Annotated in this window: 19 protein-coding genes; 6 read left to right on the top strand and 13 right to left on the bottom strand. The window is 70.8% G+C overall.

The features are described from left to right. Positions 1-8: 8 nt before the first annotated feature. The 3 genes from IF64_RS0107430 to IF64_RS0107440 form a co-directional block, all read right to left on the bottom strand. Positions 9-3,383, bottom strand: a complete 3,375-nt coding sequence (locus tag IF64_RS0107430) for a pyruvate carboxylase (RefSeq protein WP_030531282.1) — start codon at positions 3,381-3,383, stop codon at positions 9-11. A gap of 253 nt (positions 3,384-3,636) precedes the next feature. Next, on the bottom strand, positions 3,637-5,793 hold the full coding sequence (gene recG, locus IF64_RS0107435; protein ID WP_030531283.1) for an ATP-dependent DNA helicase RecG: 2,157 nt from the start codon (positions 5,791-5,793) through the stop codon (positions 3,637-3,639). Between the two features lie 40 nt (positions 5,794-5,833). Then, the gene (locus IF64_RS0107440; RefSeq protein ID WP_030531284.1) at positions 5,834-7,426 is read right to left on the bottom strand and encodes a DAK2 domain-containing protein; all 1,593 of its coding nucleotides are present in this window, start codon (positions 7,424-7,426) and stop codon (positions 5,834-5,836) included. Positions 7,427-7,573: 147 nt separating this feature from the next. Between IF64_RS0107440 and rpmB the strand changes: the two genes are divergently transcribed. Beyond that, positions 7,574-7,765 carry a 50S ribosomal protein L28 gene (rpmB, locus tag IF64_RS0107445; protein WP_030531285.1) on the top strand — a complete coding sequence of 64 codons (192 nt, stop codon included), beginning with the start codon at positions 7,574-7,576 and terminating at the stop codon, positions 7,763-7,765. 166 nt (positions 7,766-7,931) lie between these two features. Here the strand turns inward: rpmB and IF64_RS0107450 are convergent, their stop codons facing one another. After that, complete coding sequence (locus IF64_RS0107450; RefSeq protein WP_030531286.1) at positions 7,932-8,564, bottom strand: LysE family translocator; 633 nt, start codon at positions 8,562-8,564, stop codon at positions 7,932-7,934. Positions 8,565-8,627: 63 nt separating this feature from the next. On the opposite strand from IF64_RS0107450, the gene IF64_RS25955 reads away from it, so the two are divergent. Then, positions 8,628-9,134, top strand: a complete 507-nt coding sequence (locus IF64_RS25955) for a CGNR zinc finger domain-containing protein (RefSeq protein ID WP_145600648.1) — start codon at positions 8,628-8,630, stop codon at positions 9,132-9,134. A 157-nt stretch (positions 9,135-9,291) separates the two neighbouring features. Here the strand turns inward: IF64_RS25955 and IF64_RS0107460 are convergent, their stop codons facing one another. The 4 genes from IF64_RS0107460 to IF64_RS0107475 form a co-directional block, all read right to left on the bottom strand. Beyond that, positions 9,292-9,954 (bottom strand): uracil-DNA glycosylase, encoded by a 663-nt coding sequence (locus IF64_RS0107460; protein WP_030531288.1) that lies wholly within the window; start codon positions 9,952-9,954, stop codon positions 9,292-9,294. A gap of 69 nt (positions 9,955-10,023) precedes the next feature. Next, on the bottom strand, positions 10,024-10,545 hold the full coding sequence (locus tag IF64_RS0107465; RefSeq protein ID WP_030531289.1) for a gamma carbonic anhydrase family protein: 522 nt from the start codon (positions 10,543-10,545) through the stop codon (positions 10,024-10,026). Positions 10,546-10,551: 6 nt separating this feature from the next. Continuing rightward, positions 10,552-11,025, bottom strand: a complete 474-nt coding sequence (locus IF64_RS0107470; protein ID WP_030531290.1) for a GNAT family N-acetyltransferase — start codon at positions 11,023-11,025, stop codon at positions 10,552-10,554. Positions 11,026-11,043: 18 nt separating this feature from the next. After that, positions 11,044-12,021: a thiamine-phosphate kinase gene (locus tag IF64_RS0107475; protein ID WP_030531291.1), complete on the bottom strand. Its 978-nt coding sequence runs from the start codon at positions 12,019-12,021 to the stop codon at positions 11,044-11,046. Between the two features lie 90 nt (positions 12,022-12,111). On the opposite strand from IF64_RS0107475, the gene IF64_RS0107480 reads away from it, so the two are divergent. Further along, positions 12,112-12,351, top strand: a complete 240-nt coding sequence (locus IF64_RS0107480; protein WP_030531292.1) for an Lrp/AsnC ligand binding domain-containing protein — start codon at positions 12,112-12,114, stop codon at positions 12,349-12,351. A gap of 32 nt (positions 12,352-12,383) precedes the next feature. After that, positions 12,384-12,941 carry a DUF3515 domain-containing protein gene (locus tag IF64_RS0107485; RefSeq protein ID WP_030531293.1) on the top strand — a complete coding sequence of 186 codons (558 nt, stop codon included), beginning with the start codon at positions 12,384-12,386 and terminating at the stop codon, positions 12,939-12,941. A gap of 33 nt (positions 12,942-12,974) precedes the next feature. On the opposite strand, the gene IF64_RS0107490 is transcribed toward IF64_RS0107485, so the two are convergent. Both IF64_RS0107490 and pdxR read right to left on the bottom strand, forming a co-directional pair. Continuing rightward, positions 12,975-14,072: a D-alanine--D-alanine ligase family protein gene (locus IF64_RS0107490; protein ID WP_030531294.1), complete on the bottom strand. Its 1,098-nt coding sequence runs from the start codon at positions 14,070-14,072 to the stop codon at positions 12,975-12,977. A gap of 11 nt (positions 14,073-14,083) precedes the next feature. Next, entirely contained in the window at positions 14,084-15,466 is a 1,383-nt protein-coding gene (gene pdxR / locus IF64_RS0107495; protein ID WP_030531295.1) for a MocR-like pyridoxine biosynthesis transcription factor PdxR, read from the bottom strand. Between the two features lie 114 nt (positions 15,467-15,580). Here pdxR and IF64_RS0107500 point away from each other — a divergent pair, with 114 nt between their 5' ends. Next, a complete protein-coding gene (locus tag IF64_RS0107500; protein WP_084705715.1) occupies positions 15,581-16,300 on the top strand; it encodes a pyridoxamine 5'-phosphate oxidase family protein in 720 nt (239 codons plus the stop codon). Positions 16,301-16,348: 48 nt separating this feature from the next. On the opposite strand, the gene IF64_RS0107505 is transcribed toward IF64_RS0107500, so the two are convergent. The 3 genes from IF64_RS0107505 to IF64_RS0107515 form a co-directional block, all read right to left on the bottom strand. Continuing rightward, positions 16,349-16,837 carry a cysteine dioxygenase gene (locus IF64_RS0107505; protein ID WP_030531297.1) on the bottom strand — a complete coding sequence of 163 codons (489 nt, stop codon included), beginning with the start codon at positions 16,835-16,837 and terminating at the stop codon, positions 16,349-16,351. A 246-nt stretch (positions 16,838-17,083) separates the two neighbouring features. Beyond that, entirely contained in the window at positions 17,084-18,130 is a 1,047-nt protein-coding gene (locus tag IF64_RS0107510; protein WP_051757547.1) for an NAD(P)H-dependent glycerol-3-phosphate dehydrogenase, read from the bottom strand. 1 nt (position 18,131) lies between these two features. Continuing rightward, entirely contained in the window at positions 18,132-18,830 is a 699-nt protein-coding gene (locus tag IF64_RS0107515; protein ID WP_030531299.1) for a lysophospholipid acyltransferase family protein, read from the bottom strand. 87 nt (positions 18,831-18,917) lie between these two features. Between IF64_RS0107515 and cofC the strand changes: the two genes are divergently transcribed. Beyond that, a complete protein-coding gene (gene cofC / locus IF64_RS0107520) occupies positions 18,918-19,553 on the top strand; it encodes a 2-phospho-L-lactate guanylyltransferase (protein WP_030531300.1) in 636 nt (211 codons plus the stop codon). Positions 19,554-19,563: the final 10 nt, after the last annotated feature.

Genomic DNA, 19,563 nt, shown 5'->3' on the forward strand with positions numbered 1-19,563 from the left:
GTTTCAGCTCATTCGAGCACGATCAGCAGGTCGCCACCTTCCACCTGCTGTACGGCGTTGATGGCGAGCCGCCGCACCGTGCCCCCTGCGGGTGCGGTGATGGCGGCCTCCATCTTCATCGCCTCGATGGTCGCGACGGTGTCACCGGCCGCGATCTCGTCGCCTTCGCCGACCTGCAACGTGACGACCCCCGCGAACGGCGCGGCGACCTGGTTCGGATCGCTCTTGTCGGCCTTCTCCGCGGCCGGGATGTCGGTGGCCACCGACCTGTCCCGCACCGGGATCGGGCGCATCTGACCGTTCAACGTGGACATCACGGTGCGCATGCCGCGTTCGTCGGCCTCGCCGACCGCCTCCAGCTCGATGAACAACCGCACCCCCGGTTCGAGGTCCACGGTGTACTCCTCGCCGGGGCGCAGACCGTAGAAGAAGTCCTTGCTCGGCAGCACGCTCGTGTCGCCGTAGGCCTCGCGGTGCGCCTCGAACTCCTTGGTGGGCCCGGGGAACAGCAGCCGGTTCAGCGCCGCCCTGCGGTCCTCGGCGAGCTCGGTACGGTCCTGTTCGGACAGTTCGACCTCGTCCTTGGCCTCGGCCCTTCCTTCGAGCGCCTTGCTGCGGAACGGTTCCGGCCACCCACCGGGCGGGTCACCGAGTTCCCCGCGCAGGAAGCCGATGACCGAGTCGGGGATGTCGAACTTGCCCGGCTCGGCCTCGAACTCGGCCGGGTCGACGCCCGCACCGACGAGGTGCAGCGCCAGATCGCCCACGACCTTCGAGGACGGGGTCACCTTGACGATGTGGCCGAGCATCCGGTCGGCCGCGGCGTACATGGCCTCGATGTCCTCGAACCGGTCGCCGAGGCCGAGCGCCTTCGCCTGGGTGCGCAGGTTCGACAACTGGCCGCCGGGGATCTCGTGGTCGTACACCCGGCCGGTCGGCGAGGCCAGACCCGCCTCGAACGGAGCGTAGATCTTCCGCACGGTCTCCCAGTACGGCTCGAGCTCACCGACGGCACGCAGATCCAGTCCGGTCGGCCGGTCGGAGTGGTCCGTGGCCGCCACGATCGCCGACAGCGAGGGCTGCGACGTCGTGCCCGCCATCGACGCGACCGCACCGTCGACCGCGTCGGCACCGGCACGGATCGCCGCGAGATAGGTGGCGAGCTGACCGCCCGCGGTGTCGTGGGTGTGCAGGTGCACGGGGAGGTCGAACTCCCGGCGCAGCGCGCTCACCAGCTTCTCCGCCGCCGGAGCACGCAGCAGGCCCGCCATGTCCTTGATGGCCAGGACGTGCGCGCCCGCCTCGACGATCTGCTCGGCCAGGCGCAGGTAGTAGTCGAGGGTGTACAGCTTCTCGTCCGGATCGGACAGATCCGAGGTGTAACACAGCGCCACCTCGGCGACCGACCGTCCGGTGGCCCGCACCGCCTCGATCGCCGGCCGCATCTGCGAGACGTCGTTCAACGCGTCGAAGATGCGGAAGATGTCGATGCCGGTCCGCGTGGCCTCCTCGACGAACGCGTCGGTGACCTCCGTGGGGTACGGCGTGTAGCCGACCGTGTTGCGCCCGCGCAGCAACATCTGCAGGCAGATGTTGGGCATCGCCTCCCGCAACAGGGCGAGCCGCTCCCACGGATCCTCGGCGAGGAAGCGCAGTGCGACGTCGTAGGTCGCCCCGCCCCAGCACTCGACCGACAGCAGCTGCGGCAACGTGTGCGCCACCGCGGGCGCGATCGCCGTCAGGTCCTTGGTGCGCACCCGCGTGGCCAGCAGCGACTGGTGCGCGTCGCGGAAGGTGGTGTCGGTGACCCCGACCGTGCCCGACGAGCGCATCCACTGCGCGAACCCTTCCGGGCCCAGCTCGGTGAGTTTCTGCTTCGACCCTGCGGGCGGCTCGCCGTCGGGAACGGCGGGCACCTTCTGCTCGGGGTCGATCAGCTTGGGCCGCTCACCGTTCGGCTTGTTGACCGTGACGTCGGCCAGGTAGGTCAGCAGGCGCGTGCCGCGGTCGGCCGAGTGGCGCGCCGTGAGCAGATGCGGACGCTCCTCGATGAACGCGGTCGTGACGTTGCCCGCCTGGAAGTCCGGGTCGTCCAACACGGCCTGCAGGAACGGGATGTTCGTGGCGACACCCCGGATACGGAACTCGGCCAGGGCGCGCCGCGCACGGCCCACGGCGGTGTCGAACGTCCGCCCGCGGCACGTGAGCTTGACGAGCATCGAGTCGAAGTGGGCGCTGATCTCCGTACCCGAGAACGCGGTGCCGCCGTCGAGCCGGATGCCCGAACCGCCCGGCGAGCGGTAGGCGCTGATCATGCCGGTGTCGGGGCGGAACCCGTTGGCGGGATCCTCCGTGGTGATGCGGCACTGCATCGCCGCACCGCGCAGGTAGATCGCCTCCTGCGACAGGCCGAGGTCGGCCAGGCTCGCACCGGAGGCGATGCGCAGCTGGGACTGCACCAGGTCGACGTCGGTGACCTCCTCGGTCACCGTGTGCTCGACCTGGATGCGCGGGTTCATCTCGATGAATACGTGGTTGCCCGAGCGGTCGACGAGGAACTCGACGGTGCCCGCGTTGCGGTAGCCCATCTGCCTGGCCAGCTTCACCGCGTCGGCGCAGATGCGCTCCCGCAGGTCCGGATCGAGGTTCGGGGCGGGCGCGAGTTCGACCACCTTCTGGTGCCTGCGCTGCACCGAGCAGTCGCGCTCGTAGAGGTGGATCACGTTGCCCTGGCCGTCGGCCAGCACCTGAACCTCGATGTGCCGCGGCTGCACGACCGCCTGCTCGAGGAACACGGTGGCATCGCCGAACGCCGACTCCGCCTCCCGCGAGGCGGCCTCGATGGCCTCACGCAGGTGGGCCTGGTCCTCGACGCGGCGCATACCGCGGCCGCCACCACCCGCGACCGCCTTGACGAACACGGGGAACGTCAGGTCCTTCGCGGCCGCGACCAGCTCGTCGACGTCCGCGGACGGCGCCGAGGAGCCCAGCACCGGCACGCCCGCCTCCCGGGCGGCCGCAACGGCACGTGCCTTGTTGCCGGTCAGCTCGAGCGTCTCGGCGTCGGGGCCGACGAACGTGATGCCCGCTTCCTCGCACGCGCGCGCGAGGTCCGGGTTCTCGGACAGGAAGCCGTAGCCCGGATAGACGGCGTCGGCACCGGCCCGCTGTGCGGCACGGACGATCTCGTCCACCGAGAGGTAGGCGCGCACCGGATGGCCCGGTTCGCCGATCTCGTACGCTTCGTCGGCTTTCAGCCGGTGCAACGAGTTGCGGTCTTCGCGCGGGAACACGGCCACCGTTCCCGCGCCCAGTTCGTAGGCTGCGCGGAACGCGCGGATGGCGATCTCGCCACGGTTCGCGACGAGCACTTTGCGGAACATTCCCGGTCCTTCCGTCCCTCGGATCGGTCGCGGGGCACGTTACCCCGAAACTCCCGCGTCCTGGGAGAACCTGCCCACATTCCGGAACACCCGCTGGCCGGTTCATGCCCCCGAGGGCCCCTTGGTTGCGTTGAACGCGACCATTCTTCCCCTCACCCACCACCCTGCGCCTGCCGGTGCGCGCTGTGGAGCGAAGGGAACATTCGTCGCGTTGAACGCGACTATGGGGCCCTTGGGAGCTCCTCACCACGGGTCAGGTCTTCTCGAGGAATTCGGCGCGCTCCGCGTCGATCACGTCGGCCACCATGCGCGCCAGCCCGGGACTGTGCACCAGGTCCGGGTCGTCGTCGACCACCCGCTGCGCAACGCTGCGGGCCCGCGCGATCACGTCCTCGTCGTCCAGCAACGACAGCATCTTCAGCGCCGACTTCGTGCCCGACTGCGCCGAACCGAGGATGTCGCCCTCCCTGCGCAGTTCCAGGTCGAGCTTCGACAGTTCGAACCCGTCGAGCGTCGAGGCGACCGCGTCGAGCCGCTGGCGCGTCGTCGTGCCCTCCGGCACCTCGCTCACCAACAGGCACAACCCCGGCGCCGACCCGCGGCCCACCCGGCCGCGCAACTGGTGCAGTTGGCTGACCCCGAACCGCTCGGCGTCCATGATCACCATCGTCGTCGCGTTCGGCACGTTGACCCCGACCTCGACGACCGTCGTGGCGACCAGCACGTCCACCTCGCCGGCCGCGAACGCCCGCATGACGCCGTCCTTCTCGTCCGCGGGCTGTTTGCCGTGCAGAACGCCGACCCGCAACCCGTGCAGCGGCCCCTCCTCCAGCATCGGAGCGAGGTCGAGCACGGCCAGCGGCGGGCGGCGGCCACCGGTGTCGGCGGGCGGTTCGTCGCCGATCCGCGGGCACACCACGTACGCCTGCCTGCCCTTGCCGACCTCCTCGATGATCCGCTGCCAGGCCCGGTCCAGCCACGCAGGTTTCTCCGCGACCGGCACGACCGTGGTGGAAATCGGCGAACGTCCCTCAGGGAGCTGCCGCAGCGACGAGGTCTCCAGATCGCCGTAGACGGTCATGGCGACGGTGCGCGGGATCGGCGTCGCGGTCATCACCAGCACGTGCGGACTGGTGCCCTCGACACCCCTCGTGCGCAGCGCGTCCCGCTGCTCCACACCGAACCGGTGCTGCTCGTCGACGACGGCCAGCGCGAGGTCGGCGAACGTCACGTGGTCCTGGATCAGGGCGTGGGTGCCGACGACGATGCCCGCCTCGCCGCTGGCCGCCTCCAGCAAGGCCTGTTTGCGTTCCTTCGCGCCCATCGAGCCGGTCAGGAGCGTGACCTTCGTCGCGTGTTCCGCCGCGCCGAGCTCGCCCGCGGTGCCCAGATCGCCCAGCAGTTCCCGCAGCGAACGCGCGTGCTGAGCCGCCAGGACCTCGGTGGGCGCCAGCATCGCGGCCTGTCTGCCCGCGTCCACGACCTGCAACATCGCCCGCAGCGCCACGATCGTCTTGCCGCTGCCGACCTCACCCTGCAACAGGCGGTTCATCGGATGCTCGGACGCGAGGTCCTCGGCGATGGTCTCGCCGACCTCGCGCTGCCCCTCGGTGAGCTGGAACGGCAGGCGTTCGTCGAACGCCGCCGCGATGCCGCCTTCGACGCGGGGACACGCCCGCGCGGGTTCGCTGATCTCACTGCGCCTGCGCTGGGCGAAGATCAGCTGGATGGACAGCGCCTCGTCCCACTTGAGTCGTTCCTTCGCGGCCGCGAGCTGGTCCCAGCTCTCCGGCCGGTGCACATGCCTGAGCGCGGTGTCCAGATCGGCCAGACCGAGTTCGGCGCACAGCACCTCCGGAACCGGATCCTCCACCGGATCGAGGGTGTCCAGCACCTGCCGCACCGAGCGGGCGATCATCCACGATCCGACCCCCGCCGCGGCCGGATATACCGGAATGATGCGGTTGAGGAAACTGTCCATCGTGGACGTGCTGTCGTCCTCCTCGAACAGCTCGTACTCCGGATTGGACAGCTGGAGGTCGTTGCGGAAGGCCGACACCTTGCCCGCGAACAATCCCGTCCTGCCCGCACGCAGTTCCCGCTCACGCCACGCCTGATTGCCGAAGAACGCGCAGGTGAGCCGCCGCTTGCCGTCGGTGAGGTGGACCGTGAGGATCTGCCCCTTGCGTTGGCGCATGGGCCGTTTCTCGGTCCGTTCGATCTTCGCCATCACCGTGACGTGCTCACCGATCTCGAGCCCGCCGATGTCGGTCAACTCACCGCGGCGCTGATACCGGCGCGGGTAGTGCCGCAGCAACTCGGCGACGGTGCGCAGGTTCAACGACGTGTCGAGGGCCTTCGCCGTCTTGGCCCCCAGCACCGCCGAGAGCTTGTCCCCCATACCCGTCATGCCACTCGCCTACCCTCCTCGGGGCCGTCCGGTACCGGCGTCACTCCACGCCCATCAGCAGCACCGCATCCGCCTGCCCACCGTAGTAGCACACCAGTTCGACCTCCGGATGCTCGGCACGCAGACGGTCGGCCAGGACGTCGCCGATCCCCTCTGGCGCACCGGCTCCGGTGAGCACCGTGACGAGTTCACCGCCGACCGCGAGCATGCGCTCCAGCACCTCCAGTGCCGTCTCGGCCACGCGACCCGGCTCACCGATGCGCACCACCTCGCCGTCGACCAGTCCGAGCACGTCGCCGGCATGCACGTGGCCGACCCACGTGATCGCCTCCTCGGCCGCGACCACGATGTCGCCGCGCCGTGTCGCCGCCGCAGCCTCCGCCATCGCCACGACGTCGGCACTCGCCCTGCGTTCCGGGTCGTGGACGGCCAACGCGGCGAGTGCCTGCACCGGCGAGGCGCACGGCACCACCACGACGTCCCGGTCGGCGAGCACGGGATGGTTCGCGGCGCGTTCGGCCACGGTCGTCAGGTCGACGTCGCCCGGCACGACCGTGACGTGGCCGGCTGCCGTCTCCCCGACGAGTCCGATGAGCTGCTCCAACGTCGGCCCCGTGGGTTCGGCCGACTCGTCCTCGGCGGCCAGCACGGGCACGCCCTCGTTCGCGACGAGCTCGACGACGCCGTCTCCACGCAGTACGACCACCACGGCGCGTTCGGCCGCCGTGCTCTCGGGTGGGGCGGGCGTCATCAACGGCTCCACGCGCACCCGGTGTGGCCTGCCGTGCCGCAACCCGGCCTCCAGGGCGGCCCCGATGTCGTCGCAGTGGACGTGCACGGCGTGATTGCCCTGCCCGTCCCCGGCGACCGTGACGCTGTCGCCCAGTGCGGCCAGATCCCTGCGCAGCCGGTCCAGCGCCGCGTCCTGCTCACCGTGGCGCAGGTCCGACAGCAGGTACATCACCTCCCACGCCTGCGGCGCGGGTGCGGCGGGTGGTGCGGTGACCGCCCGTTCCGGGGTCGCACCTCCGCCGGTCACGACCGCCTCGAGCGCGTCGAGCACCGCCACGAGCCCCCGGCCACCCGCGTCGACCACCCCGGCGGCAGCCAGCGCCGCCAGCTGCCGCGGCGTCTCGTCCAGCGCCTCGGCCGCGGTGCGCGCCGCCGTGCGGGTGATCTCGGCCAACGTGGCCGCCTCCCGCCCCACGGCCGTGCCGACCGCGTGCAGGACACTCAGCATCGTTCCGGCGACCGGCCTGGCGACGGCACCGGTGGCGAGCTCGTCGGCGCGGCGGAGCGCAGCGGCCAGGCCGGCACCGTCCAGCCGTGCGGCGTCCCCCGCCGACTCACCCAGCCCACGGAGGAACTGCGACAGGATGACGCCCGAGTTGCCCCTCGCCGCCGCGACGGCCCCGCTCGCCAGCACACGCAGCGCCGCGCCGGCGGTGGCGACCTCGGGACGCTCCGTGAGCGCGACGTGGGCGGCGGTGAACGTGTGGAGCAGGTTCGACCCGGTGTCGGAGTCGGCGACCGGGTAGACGTTGATGCCGTCGATGTCGGCGCGCAGCTGCTGGAGACTGCCGACGCACGCGCCCGCCCACGCGCGCACGGCCGCCGCGTCCAAGTGCTGCACCGCGTACCCTCCAGCCGGGAAGTCGTCGGATCGAGCCGAGCGTATCGACCCGGATAGAAGCGCGCGGAACGCACCGGCTACCCTGGTCGAGATGCCCGGCATTCCCGGGCGGATTGTGTTTACCTACTTTCTCGAGGAGTGTTCGACGTGGCTGCCGTGTGCGACGTCTGTGGCAAGGGGCCGGGCTTCGGCAAGTCGGTCTCGCACTCTCACCGGAAGACCAACCGCCGGTGGAACCCGAACATCCAGACCGTGCACGCGAAGCTCGGGCTTTCCCAGAGGAAGCGTATGAACGTGTGCACCTCCTGCCTGAAGGCCGGCAAGGTCGTTCGGGGCTGACGCCTCAGAACCTCAAACTCTCGGAGCCCCGGGGATCAGCTGATCCCCGGGGCTCCGTGCTGTGCGCAACTCGACCCGCGTGTTGCGGACTCAGGAGCCCGTGTTGCGGATCCAGGGGCGCGTGTTGCGGATTCCGGGGCCCGTGTTGCGCGTTCCGTCGGCGTCGTCAGCGCAGGGAGTCGGCTAACAGCGCGGCGGCCAACGCTCCATAGACGGTCGCGGCGAGCCGTTCGAACAGCGAGCGCACCCGTGGCCGCCCCAGCACCCGCTCACGGACCGCACCGGCCAACTGACCCGTGACGAGGTCCACGACCAGGCCGATCGCCTGCAGGAGCAGGCCGAGCACGAGCAGCTGCAGCGCCGGGTTCCCTGCAGCGTCGCCCAGAAACTGCGGCAGGAACGCGGTGAAGAACAGCAGAATCTTCGGATTCGACACATTCACGAGGAATCCGCGCCGGAATGCCCGCGGCTGCGGCGCCGATTCGACCGCGACCGGCGCGCCCGCGGAACGCCACGTCGCCCAGGCCAGGTAGACAAGGTACGCGGCTCCACACAGCCGGATCATGTCACCCACCTGCGGCATCGCGGCGAGCAGCGCACCGAGGCCGAGCGCGGTCAACACGACGTACACGCTCACGCCCGCGGTGATGCCGAACGCCGCCTGCGCCGCTGCGCGCCGGCCGTCACGCAGCCCGGTGGCAACCATGAACGCCATGTCCGGTCCCGGCACGACCATCAGCACCACGACGGCCCCCAGGAACGCGGGCAGCACGCCGACATCGATGTAACCGGAAAACATGCTTCATGAGGTTACACAGGTCGCGTAACCACATGAACCCGCGGATCCGGTTAGCCTGAGCCGATGCCGGATGTACCCGTGCTCGAGATGCGCGACGTGGTCGAGTTCGTGAACGAGTTCTCCGACGCGGCTCGCGAGGCCGCCGGCGAGCAGCACACCCGCTACCCCGACGCCGCCGAGTTGCTGGTCTGGACCGCGCCACTGCCCGGTATCGACGGTCTCGTCGAGGCCGCCAACGCGATCCACCCACTGTTCGCCGCGAGCGGATCCACCCGGGAACGCCTCAACGAGCTCTTGCGGTCCCTGCGGCCGACGCCGGTCGCCGCGGCCGACGGGCTGCGATGGACCGTGGACCACCCCGCCGACGTCCTGCTCACCGCCCTCGCGACGGCCGTGCTGGCCTGGCTCCTACGACACGGCCCGGACCGGCTCGGTACGTGTGGAGGTGCCGACTGCGCCGACGTCTACGCCGACTCCTCCCCCGCGGGCCGTCGCCGGTTCTGTTCGACGACCTGTCTCAACCGGCACAAGGTCGCCGCCCACCGACGCCGCGCTGCCGGCACCGACTGAGCCCGACTCACGGCGAGCGGTCACCTGGCCACGCCCGAGCGCAACACGCGCTCCTGAACCCACAACACGGGCTCCCGAGCCCGCAACACGGGCCCCCGAGAACGCAACACGCGCCCCTGGATCCGCAACACGCGCCCCCGAGAACGCGACACGGGCGTTATGGGAGACGCCAGTCGATCGGCGCGGAGCCCTGCGCCTGGAGGAGTTCGTTGGCACGGCTGAACGGGCGCGAGCCGAAGAATCCGTTGTGGGCCGACAGCGGGCTCGGGTGCACCGACTCGATGCACCGCTCGGCCCCGATCAGCGGCTTGAGTTTGCGCGCGTTGCTGCCCCACAGGATCGCCACCAACGGCTCCTCCCGCGCGGCCAGCGCACGGATCGCCTGCTCGGTGATCTCCTCCCAGCCCTTGCCCTGATGCGAGTTCGGCTTCCCCGGCTGCACCGTGAGCGCCCTGTTCAACAGCAGCACGCCCTGCCGGGTCCACGGCGTCAGGTCCCCGTTGGACGGCATCGGATGCCCGAGGTCCTCGCAGTACTCCTTGTAGATGTTGATCAGGCTCTTCGGCAGCGGGCGCACGTCGGGCGCCACGGCGAAGCACAGGCCGATCGGGTGTCCCGGTGTCGGATACGGGTCCTGGCCCACGATCAACACGCGCACGTCCGCGAACGGCTGCTGGAACGCCCGCAGGATGTGCTCGCCCGCGGGCAGATACGTCCGACCCGCGCCGATCTCGGCGCGCAGGAACTCGCCCATGGCGCCGATCCGGTCCGCGACGGGTTCGAGAGCCTGCGCCCAGCCTGCTTCGACGACGTCGGTCAGTGCTCGTCCGGAAGTACCCGTGGAAGTCACGGCCCGGACTCTAGCGCGCCGGAGAGTCGGCGCTCACGGTCAGTCGATCCTGCGCAGTTCCGCCCGGAACCGCTTCGCCCGCTGCACGTAGCCGTCGACGATCCGGCTGATCGCGTCCGCGCCGAGCGAGGTGTTCTCCCGCGTCTTCGCAGGCACCCCCAGCGCGATGTGCCCGGAGGGCACGTGTCCGCGATAGGAGACCACCGCGCCGGCACCGACGACGCCGCCGTCCTCGACGACCGTGCCGTTGAGCACCACGGAGCCGGACGCGATCAGACAGCCCGTCCCGATCGTCGCCCCTTCCACGTGGACGTTGTGGCCGATCGCCGAGCCGGGCCCGAGGACGGTCGGCTGGCCCTTCGCGACGTGCACGATGCAGCCGTCCTGGATGTTGGAGCGCGCGCCGACCTCGATGTAGTCGTTGTCGGCGCGCAGCACGGTCTGCGGCCAGATCGACGCCTCGGGCCCGAGCCGCACGTCCCCGATCACCGTCGCGTCGGGGTGAACCCACGCGTCGGGGTGGATGTCCGGTTCGAGGTCGCCGAGCGCGTAGATCGCCATCCGCGGTTACTCCAGTTCCTTCGCCATGCAGACGCTGAGTTCGTCCTGGGCGTACACGCCGAACTTGTCGATCTCGTGATAGCCCGACGAACGGTACAACGCGATCGCCTCCGGCTGCTTGAGCCCGGTCTCCAGCACGATGCGGTGGCATCCGGCGTCGGACGCCGTCCGTTCGAGCGCCGCGAGCATGGTGCGGGCGTAACCCTTGCCGCGTTCACCGTCGACGACGAACATGCGCTTGATCTCGGCATCGCCCGCCCGCAGCGATCCGTCGTCCTCGTCGTGGGATCGCCATCCGCCGCAGGCGACCGGCACCTCGTCGCGGTAGCCGACGAGGAAGATCCCCTGTGGTGCGGCGAACTCCGCCGGGTCGACGGGCGTCACGTCGGGGTCGCCGTAGCGCGTGACGTACTCCTGCTGCACGAGATCGATGAGCTTGGCCGAGTCCGGGTGATCGAAAGGCAGGGTGCGAATGTCCACCCATCCATGTAACCCGATTCAGCGCCAGTGTTCCCAGCCGGTTTCGCCGTCGTAGGGCTTTCCGTCGACGGTCACGCCGGTGTCGGGCATGAGTACGGTGCCGATCTGCCGCCAGCCCTGCGGGAGATCGGTGAACGAGGGGAACGTCGCCACCAGCGCGTGATCCTCCCCACCCGTGAGGACCCAGTGCATCGGATCGGCGCCGAGCGCGCCGGCGACGTCGACGAGTTTGCGGTCCACCTCCAGCGACTCCGACGCGATGTCGATGCCGACGTCGGAGGATTCGGCGAGGTGCTGCAGATCGGCGAGCAGTCCGTCGGAGACGTCGATCATCGACGTGGCGCCCGCGTCGGCGGCGACGAGCCCGGCCTCGTAGGGCGGTTCGGGCGCGCGCTGGGCGTTCACGACCCCGACCGGGGAACGGAAACCCCTGCCGAGCACGGCCAGTCCGGCCGCGGCCCAGCCGAGCCTGCCGCACACGGCGACGATGTGGCCGGGCCGCGCGCCCGACCGGGTCACCGGTTCGCGGCCACCCAGGTCACCGATCGCCGTCACGCTGATCACCAGCTGGTCGGCTTGCACCACGTCGCCGCCGACGATGCCCGCGCCTGCCCGCGCGGCCTCGGCGGACATGCCGTCCGAAACCGCGGTCGCCACGGCGGCGTCGGTGTCGGCGGGACAGGCGAATCCGACGACGAGTGACGTCGGCCTCGCCCCCATCGCGGCCACGTCGGCCAGATTCACCGCCGCCGCCTTGTGCCCGACCTGTTCGGGACTGGACCAGTCGAGCCGGAAATGCACGCCCTGCACCAGCACGTCGGTGGTGATCACCACTCGGCCGTCGGGCGCCTCCACGACGGCGGCGTCGTCACCGGGGCCGACGACCGTGCCCTTCGGCACCTGCTGCCTGCCCGTGACCTCCCGGATCAACCCGAACTCACCGACGTCGGCGACCGTGCCGCCGACCCCGGCTCTGTCTGTGTCCCGTCCCTCCACACAACACCTCCGGTGCCCCGCCTGCGGTACGTTGCAGCGACGTTACCTATCTTGAGGCCGCTGGGGCTCATTCGGACGAAGGGACGCGCCGTGGTGCACGCATACATCCTCATCCAGACCGAGGTCGGCAAGGCGGCGTCGGTGGCTGCCGAGATCGCCGGGCTGCCCGGGGTCGCCAGTTCCGAGGACGTCACCGGGCCGTACGACGTCATCGTGCGTGCCGAAGCCGACAACGTCGACGACCTCGGCCAGCTCGTGGTCGCCAACGTCCAGAACGTCGACGGCATCACCCGCACGCTCACGTGCCCGGTGGTGCACCTGGCCCGGTGAGCGCCGCGCCCACCACCGATCCGAACGCACCGATGACCGACACGGGCGCACCGCCACGGACGCTGTTGATCACGGCGGCGGTCCTGGCCGTCGCACTGGCCGTGGCCGTCGGCGCGATCGGCCTGTTCGGTCGCGACTCCGGTGAGAGCACCGCCCAGCACGGGCAGCCGGACGCCACCGGGCCGCTGCCGCTGGTGTCGATCCCCGCGCCCGAGGCAGGCAGCGACGAGTGCCGGACCGTGCTCGACGCGGTTCCCGGCACGCTGACCTCCTCCGGACAGCGCCTCGAACGCCGCGAACTCGCCGAGCCGAAACCGGAGGCGACCGCGGCGTGGGGCCCTGACGACCGGCCCGTGGTGCTCCGGTGCGGACTCGAACGTCCGCCCGAACTGTCCCGCACGTCGGCACTGCGGCAGATCAACGGCGTGCAGTGGCTGCAGGTGCCCGGGGACGGGACGTCCACCTGGTACGTCGTCGACCGGCCCGTCTACCTGGCCCTCACGGTTCCCGAGGGCACGGGAACGGGGCCGCTCCAACTGGTCTCCGACCTGGCCGACGAGCACTTGAAGCAGGTCCCGCTCTCGTTCTGACGTCGCCTGCTCAGCCGTGCCGCAGGTGGTTGCTCAGCGCAGGCCGGTGCCGCGGGCGATCGCCGTGTCGACGAGCGTCGACAGCAGGGTCGGGTAGTCCACCCCCGTCACCGCCCACATCTTCGGGTAGGCCGACGTGGTGGTGAATCCCGGCATCGTGTTGACCTCGTTGATGACGAGCTCGCCGGCGTCGGTGACGAAGAAGTCGACGCGGGCCAGGCCCTGACAGTCCAGCGCCCGGAACGCCTCGACCGCGCACGCCCTGATCCGCTCGATCACCGCGTCGTCGAGCTTGGCCGGGATGTCGAGTTCGGCGTCCTCGCCGAGGTACTTGGTCTCGAAGTCGTACCAGGCGTCGGAGTCGTCGGACAGCACGCGGATCTCCGCGGGCAGCGACGCCTCGACGCGGCCGTCGGGGAACTCCAGGACACCGCACTCGACCTCGCGGCCGGAGATACCCGCCTCGACGAGTACCTTCGGGTCGGTCTCCCGTGCGAGTGCGATCGCGTCGTCGAGCTGCGACCAGTCGGTGACACGCGTGATGCCGACCGACGACCCCGCCCTGGCCGGCTTGACGAACGCGGGCAGCGCGAGCCGCTCCCGGTCGGCCCCGGACAGCGTCGACTGTCCACGACGGACCGTCGCGTAGGGCCCGACCGGCAGCTCCTCGGCCACCAGCAGCTTCTTGGTGAACTCCTTGTCCATGGCCGCGGCGCTGGCCAGCACCCCCGCACCGACGTAGGGGATGTCGGCCATCTCCAGCAGCCCCTGGATGGTGCCGTCCTCGCCGAAAGCGCCGTGCAGCACGGGAAACACGACGTCCACCTCGGACAGGACCTCGGCCTCGCGGCCGGGCTCGATGCTCACGACACTCTTGCTCGTCGGGTCGCCGGCCAGCACCAGCGCCTGCCCCTCGTCGACGGACGGCAGCTCGCGGCCACGGATCTCCAAGGCCTTCGGGTCGTCGGTCCCGAGCACCCAACCCCCCTGCGGGGTGATGCCGACCGGGACGACCTCGAACCGTTCCGGGTCGAGGTTCGCCAGCACGCAGCCTGCGGACACGCAGGAGATCGTGTGTTCGCTGCTGCGGCCGCCGAACACCACGGCCACGCGCGTCTTGCGGCTACTCATAGGCGGCCACCCTACCGGGGTCCGTTACGGGACAACTCGACGAGCGTCGGCACGCATTCGGCCAGTTCCGTGCGTGAACACCCGGCGTAGCCGACCAATACACCGTGCGCGGTCGGAGTGCTCGCAAAGTGCCGGGCGAGCCCGTCCAGCAACACTCCGCTGCGCTTGCCCGCCGCGATCGTCTCCCGCTCCCCCTCGGCCGTGGCCAACGGCACGACGAGGTGCGCGCCCGCGTCGTCCCCCAGCACGCGCACGCCCGCGCGCGCGAACGCCTCCACGAGGATGGTCCTGCGGTCCGACAGTTCCCTGCGGAGCCGGCGCAGATGCCTGCCGAGATCGCCGTGTCTGGCGAGTTCGACGACCACGTGCTGACCCGCTGGCGAGGGCCGGGTTCCCGTGAGCTCCCGGTGTTCCAGCACAGCCTGCGTCACGGGTGGCGGAGCGACCATCCACCCGGCACCGAGGGTCGGGGTGAGGATCTTGCTCGTCGTACCGAGATGCACCACGACGTCGGGCGCCAACGAGGCGAGCAACGGCAGCGGCGCGACGTCGTAGCGCAGTTCGCCGTCGTAGTCGTCCTCGACGACGAGCATGTCCCGCCTGCGCGCCAGTTCGGTGAGCTCGACGCGCCGGGACGCGCTCATCCGGCAGCCCATCGGATACTGGTGCGCGGGCGAGCAGTAGACGAGGCGCGCGCCTGGCGGCACGAGGTCCGTCCGCAGCCCTTCGCCGTCGATCGGCACACCCACCACGCGCATGCCGGCACGCACGAACGCCTGCACCGCACGTTGATAGCCGGGCTCCTCGACGGCCACGAGGTCGCCGGGCCGCAGGACCGCCGCGGCGAGCTCGACGACGGCGGCGGTCGTGCCCCCGGTCGCGAGCACCGATTCGGTGTCGGCATCCAATCCGCGGTGACGCAACAGGTGTTCGGCGATCACCTCGCGGTACTCGGCCAGTCCCGTGCGCGACAGGTACACCGCGGGCGGGGTGTCCGACGCCGCCCGCCAGGCCCGCCGCCACGCCGACCGGTCGAGCCCCTCGGCCCACGGGACGCCGGGCAGCAGGGCGAGCCTGCCCGGCGGCAGTTCGTCGCGGGCCGCGGCGGATCGGTGTTCCGGGCGCGCGGTGGGCGGCGAGGTGGTGACGTAGGTGCCGGAACCGTGTTTGCCCACGATCCAGCCCTCGGCGTGCAACTGCTCGTAGGCGGCCGCGGTGACGGTTCGGCTCACGCCCAGTCGGTCGGCCAGCGCACGCGTCGACGGCAGGCGGTCGCCGCCGCGGAGGTGGCCCGACGACGCGGATTCCCGCAGCGCGTCGGCCAGCTGCACCGCCAGTGGCACCGCCGAGGCGCGGTCGAGCGTCACCGGCAGAGCCGTGTCGCCGCGCGGCATGACCTCACCGCGGGGCACGGTCGCCCCCGGAACCCGTTCGTCGCAAAGTGGACTCCCCGTTCAGCGCAATTGTGGCTGTTTCATCATGCCACTGGCTCGGGCATCGTCGTCGGCATGTCCTCGAGTTCCTCCACCACACCCGTTCCGCCCGCCGCCGGATCCGGTCTGCGCACTCCGGCGCCACTGTCGTCGACCCCGCGCAGCACGCTGACCCGCAAGAAGGACCGCGCCTCGACCGACCGCGCCGATCTGCACGCGGTGCTCGACGCCGGTCTCGTGTGTCACGTCGCCCTCGTGTCGAACGGATCGCCGGTGTGCGTTCCGACCGGGTATGGCCGCGACGGCGAGACGCTGTACCTCCACGGTTCCACGGGCTCGGGCAACGTGCGCGCCGCAGGAAGCGGCGTCGACATCTGCGTCACGGTCACGATTGTCGACGGCATCGTCTACGCACGCTCGCTGAACAACCACACCTTCAACTACCGCTGCGCGGTGGTCCACGGACGCGCTCGGCCGGTCACCGGCGACGACGAACGCGACCACGCCCTGCGCGTGATCAGCGAGCATCTGGCTCCGGGATCGTGGGACTACGCGCGTACGCCGAACGCCAAGGAGCTGGCCGGCGTGGCGGTGCTGGCCCTCGACCTGGACGAGGCGTCCGTGAAGATGCGCGGCGCCGAGCCCGGCGAGCAGCAGGAGGACGTCGGGACCGACGACGTCTGGGCAGGCGTGGTGGGCGTGCGTACGGTCTTCGACCCACCGAAGCCCGCCTCGTACGTGCCCGGCGACCTGCCGGTGCCACCCCACATCGCGGAACGGACCCCGCACCCGTGACGCCGGAATCGGTTCGCCGTCTGCGGGCCGCCCGGCGCGCCGCAGACGTCAGGTCGGCGTGACCTGCGCGGTGACCGGGTCCACGTGGACCGGCCGCGTGGTCCTGCCCGCGGAGCGGTAGACGTGCACGCTGATCGCCGGATCCGGGCCCTCGTTCCGAACCTCGTGGGCATAACCGGGGCCGAACACGCGCGACTGTCCCTGCGCGAGCGCGTGCACCTCCGTCACGACCCGGCCCGAGGGCGCCGTGCGGGTCACCGATTCGGTCAACTGTCCGGACACGACCGTGAAGGCACCCACGGCGTCGCCGTGGTCGTGCAACCCGGTGCCCTGGCCGGGAAGCCAGCTCAGCAGCCACACCTCGTCGCCGTCGACGCGATCGACGAGCGCGGCGAACCGGCGGTCCGGGTCGTACCGCAGCAGGGTGCGCCAGCGCTCGCGGTCGACGGCGTAGTCGAGCGCGATCCGCACCGGGTGCGTGGCCAGGCGGTTACCGGCCTCGGGCAGGGCGATGGTGTTCTCGGGAACGGCGAACATGAACGTGCGACATCCTTGTTGTCGGGCCTGCTGTGTTGCAGGAGGCGAAGCAAGTCGGCGGGAAGGCGAAAATTCACCGGCGACAGCGACAACAAGGCGCGCAGCACGTACCGCGGCGGCCGGTGACCGGCCCCCGTACGGCGGAAACGTTCTGCGTCAGCACGTCCACAAGCGAACCAGCGGCCCGCGAGGGCGTCAAGCGAATCCCACGCTGTGACACGGGTGCGGGAGACGCAGCTCACGAACTCACATGCGTTCGGGCTTCTGCTGCCTGCCCAACAGCTCGGCGCCGACGGTCGCGGGATCGCGCCCCTCGTGGCACACCCGGTACATGGCGTCGGTGATCGGCATGTCGACACCGCAGCGGTGGGCGAGGTCGCGAATCGACCGGCAGGACATGACGCCCTCGGCGACCTGCCCGCCCACGGCCTGCTGCGCCTGCTCGATCGTCTCCCCCTTGCCGATGCGCTCGCCGAAGGTGCGGTTGCGCGACAACGGTGAGGCGCACGTCGCCACCATGTCGCCGACCCCGGCGAGCCCGGCGAACGTCATCGGGTCCGCACCCAGTTTCACCCCGAGGCGCCCGGTCTCGGCGAGTCCGCGGGTGATGAGCGTCGCGACGGTGTTCGCGCCGAATCCCAGTCCCGCCGCCATTCCGCACGAGAGCGCGATGACGTTCTTGCAGGCACCGCCGAGTTCGCTGCCGACGACGTCGGTGTTGGTGTACGGACGGAAGTAACCGGTGAACGCGGCCTCCTGCACGGCCACGGCACGCTCGTGGTCACCGCAGGCGAACACGCCCGCCGCCGGTTGTCCCTGCGCAATCTCCTTGGCCAGATTGGGACCGGCGACGACCACCACCGACGTCTCGGGCACGCCCGCGACCTCGCCGATCACCTCGCTCATCCGCTTGAGCGTGCCGAGTTCGACCCCCTTGGCGAGGCTGACGAGGATCGTGTCGGCGGGCAGCAGATCCCGCCAGCGCTCGAGGTTGCTGCGCAGGCTCTGGCTGGGTACGGCGAGCACGACGGCGTCGGCGCCCTCGAGCGCCTCGGCCGCGTCGGAGGTCGCCCTCAGGTTGCCGGGCAGGGTGATGCCCGGCAGGTATCCCGAGTTCACGTGCTCGTGGGTGATCTCGTGGGCCACCTCGGGCCTGCGGGCCCACATCGTGACGTCTCTGCCCGCGTCGGCGAGGATCTTCGCGAACGTCGTGCCCCACGATCCGGCGCCCAGCACGGTGACCGAACGCACGACACGGGACGGTGCCGGGGACTGCGCTGCGGACTCCGCCATGTCAGGCATCGCCACCGGTCTTCGCGGGCGGCTGTTCGCCGCGGATCTCGGCCAGCAACGTCGTGACCTCGCCCATCAGCAGTTCGGTGACCTCGCGCAGCAGTTCCGGCGTCTGCGGCTTCCCGCGGTAGGCGCTCAGGTCCACGGGCTCGCCGACCGAGTGCACGACCGTTTTGCGCGGCAAGGGGCGGAACTTCTTGGTGTAGCCGTTGAAGACCTCCTGCGTCCCCCACCGCGCGCACGGGATCACCGGGACGTCGTTCTCCAGCGCGAGCCTGGCCACGCCCGGGTAGGAGCGTTTGGGCCAGAAGTGCGGGTCCTTCGTGATCGTGCCCTCGGGGTAGATCACGATGACCTTGTCCTCCTGCAGTGCCCGGTGCGCGGCCCTGAGGCTGTCGCCCGCCGAGCTCGTTCCCCTGGCGACGGGGATCGATCCGGCCCCGGTCATGATGCGGCCGAAGATCGGCACGCGCGTGAGGCTGTCCTTGGCCAGGAACCGCGGCACCCGCTTGTTCTGGTGGACGAACACGGCGTCGACCGCGGGATCGAGGTGCGACACGTGGTTCATCACCACCAGCGCGGGCCCCTTCCTGGGAATGCGCTCGGCACCGCGGTAGTCCCGCTTGCTCATGTAGGTCAGCGGATAGAACAACGCCGCGGCCGCACCGACCCAGAAGCCGCCCTTCTCCCGATCAGCCAAGACTCCTCCTCGTCCGCCCGCTCCTCGCTTCGGCGGGTCCGATCCTCCCACGGGCGCCGACCACCGATGATGCGGGAAGATGGTCTCGTGGCCGTCACCCTTCTCGTGCCGATGAAACCGCCCCGTGCAGGCAAGTCCCGACTGCGCGGTGCCTTCGGTGTGGCCCCGCACACGTCGCTGGTGCTCGCGCTGGCGAGCGACACCGTGTCTGCGGCCGTCGCCGCGCCCGGAGTCGACCGCGTCGTCGTGGTGACCGGCGACGTCGAGGCACTGGCGACGTTGGGCGATCTGGGTGCCGACGTGGTCGACGACGAGGGCGCCGAGGACCTCAACGCGGCGCTCCTGGTCGCCGAGCGCCGCTTGTTCGGACCATCCCGCGCGGGCGATGCGGTCGTCGGTGCGCTGCAGGCCGACCTGCCCGCACTGCGCCCTGCCGAGCTCGGCCGCGCCCTGGCCGAGGCCGGCGGACGACGGGCGTTCACCGCGGACCGGCACGGCACGGGCACGACGCTGTTGCTCTCGGCGCCCGGCGGGCCGTTGGCGCCGCGGTTCGGTGTCGGGTCGGCCGCGGCGCACGCGGCCTCGGGCGCACTGGCACTGACCACCTCTGCCCCGTCCCTGCGCTCGGACGTCGACACCGCGGACGACCTTGCGTATGCGCGGGAGCTGGGCCTGGGCACCCACACGGCGGAGCTGCTCACCCAGGCCTGCGCCGTGCCGTGAACAGCGAGGG

The organism is Prauserella rugosa, from assembly GCF_000719975.1.
GTDB classification, from domain to species: Bacteria; Actinomycetota; Actinomycetes; order Mycobacteriales; family Pseudonocardiaceae; genus Prauserella; species Prauserella rugosa.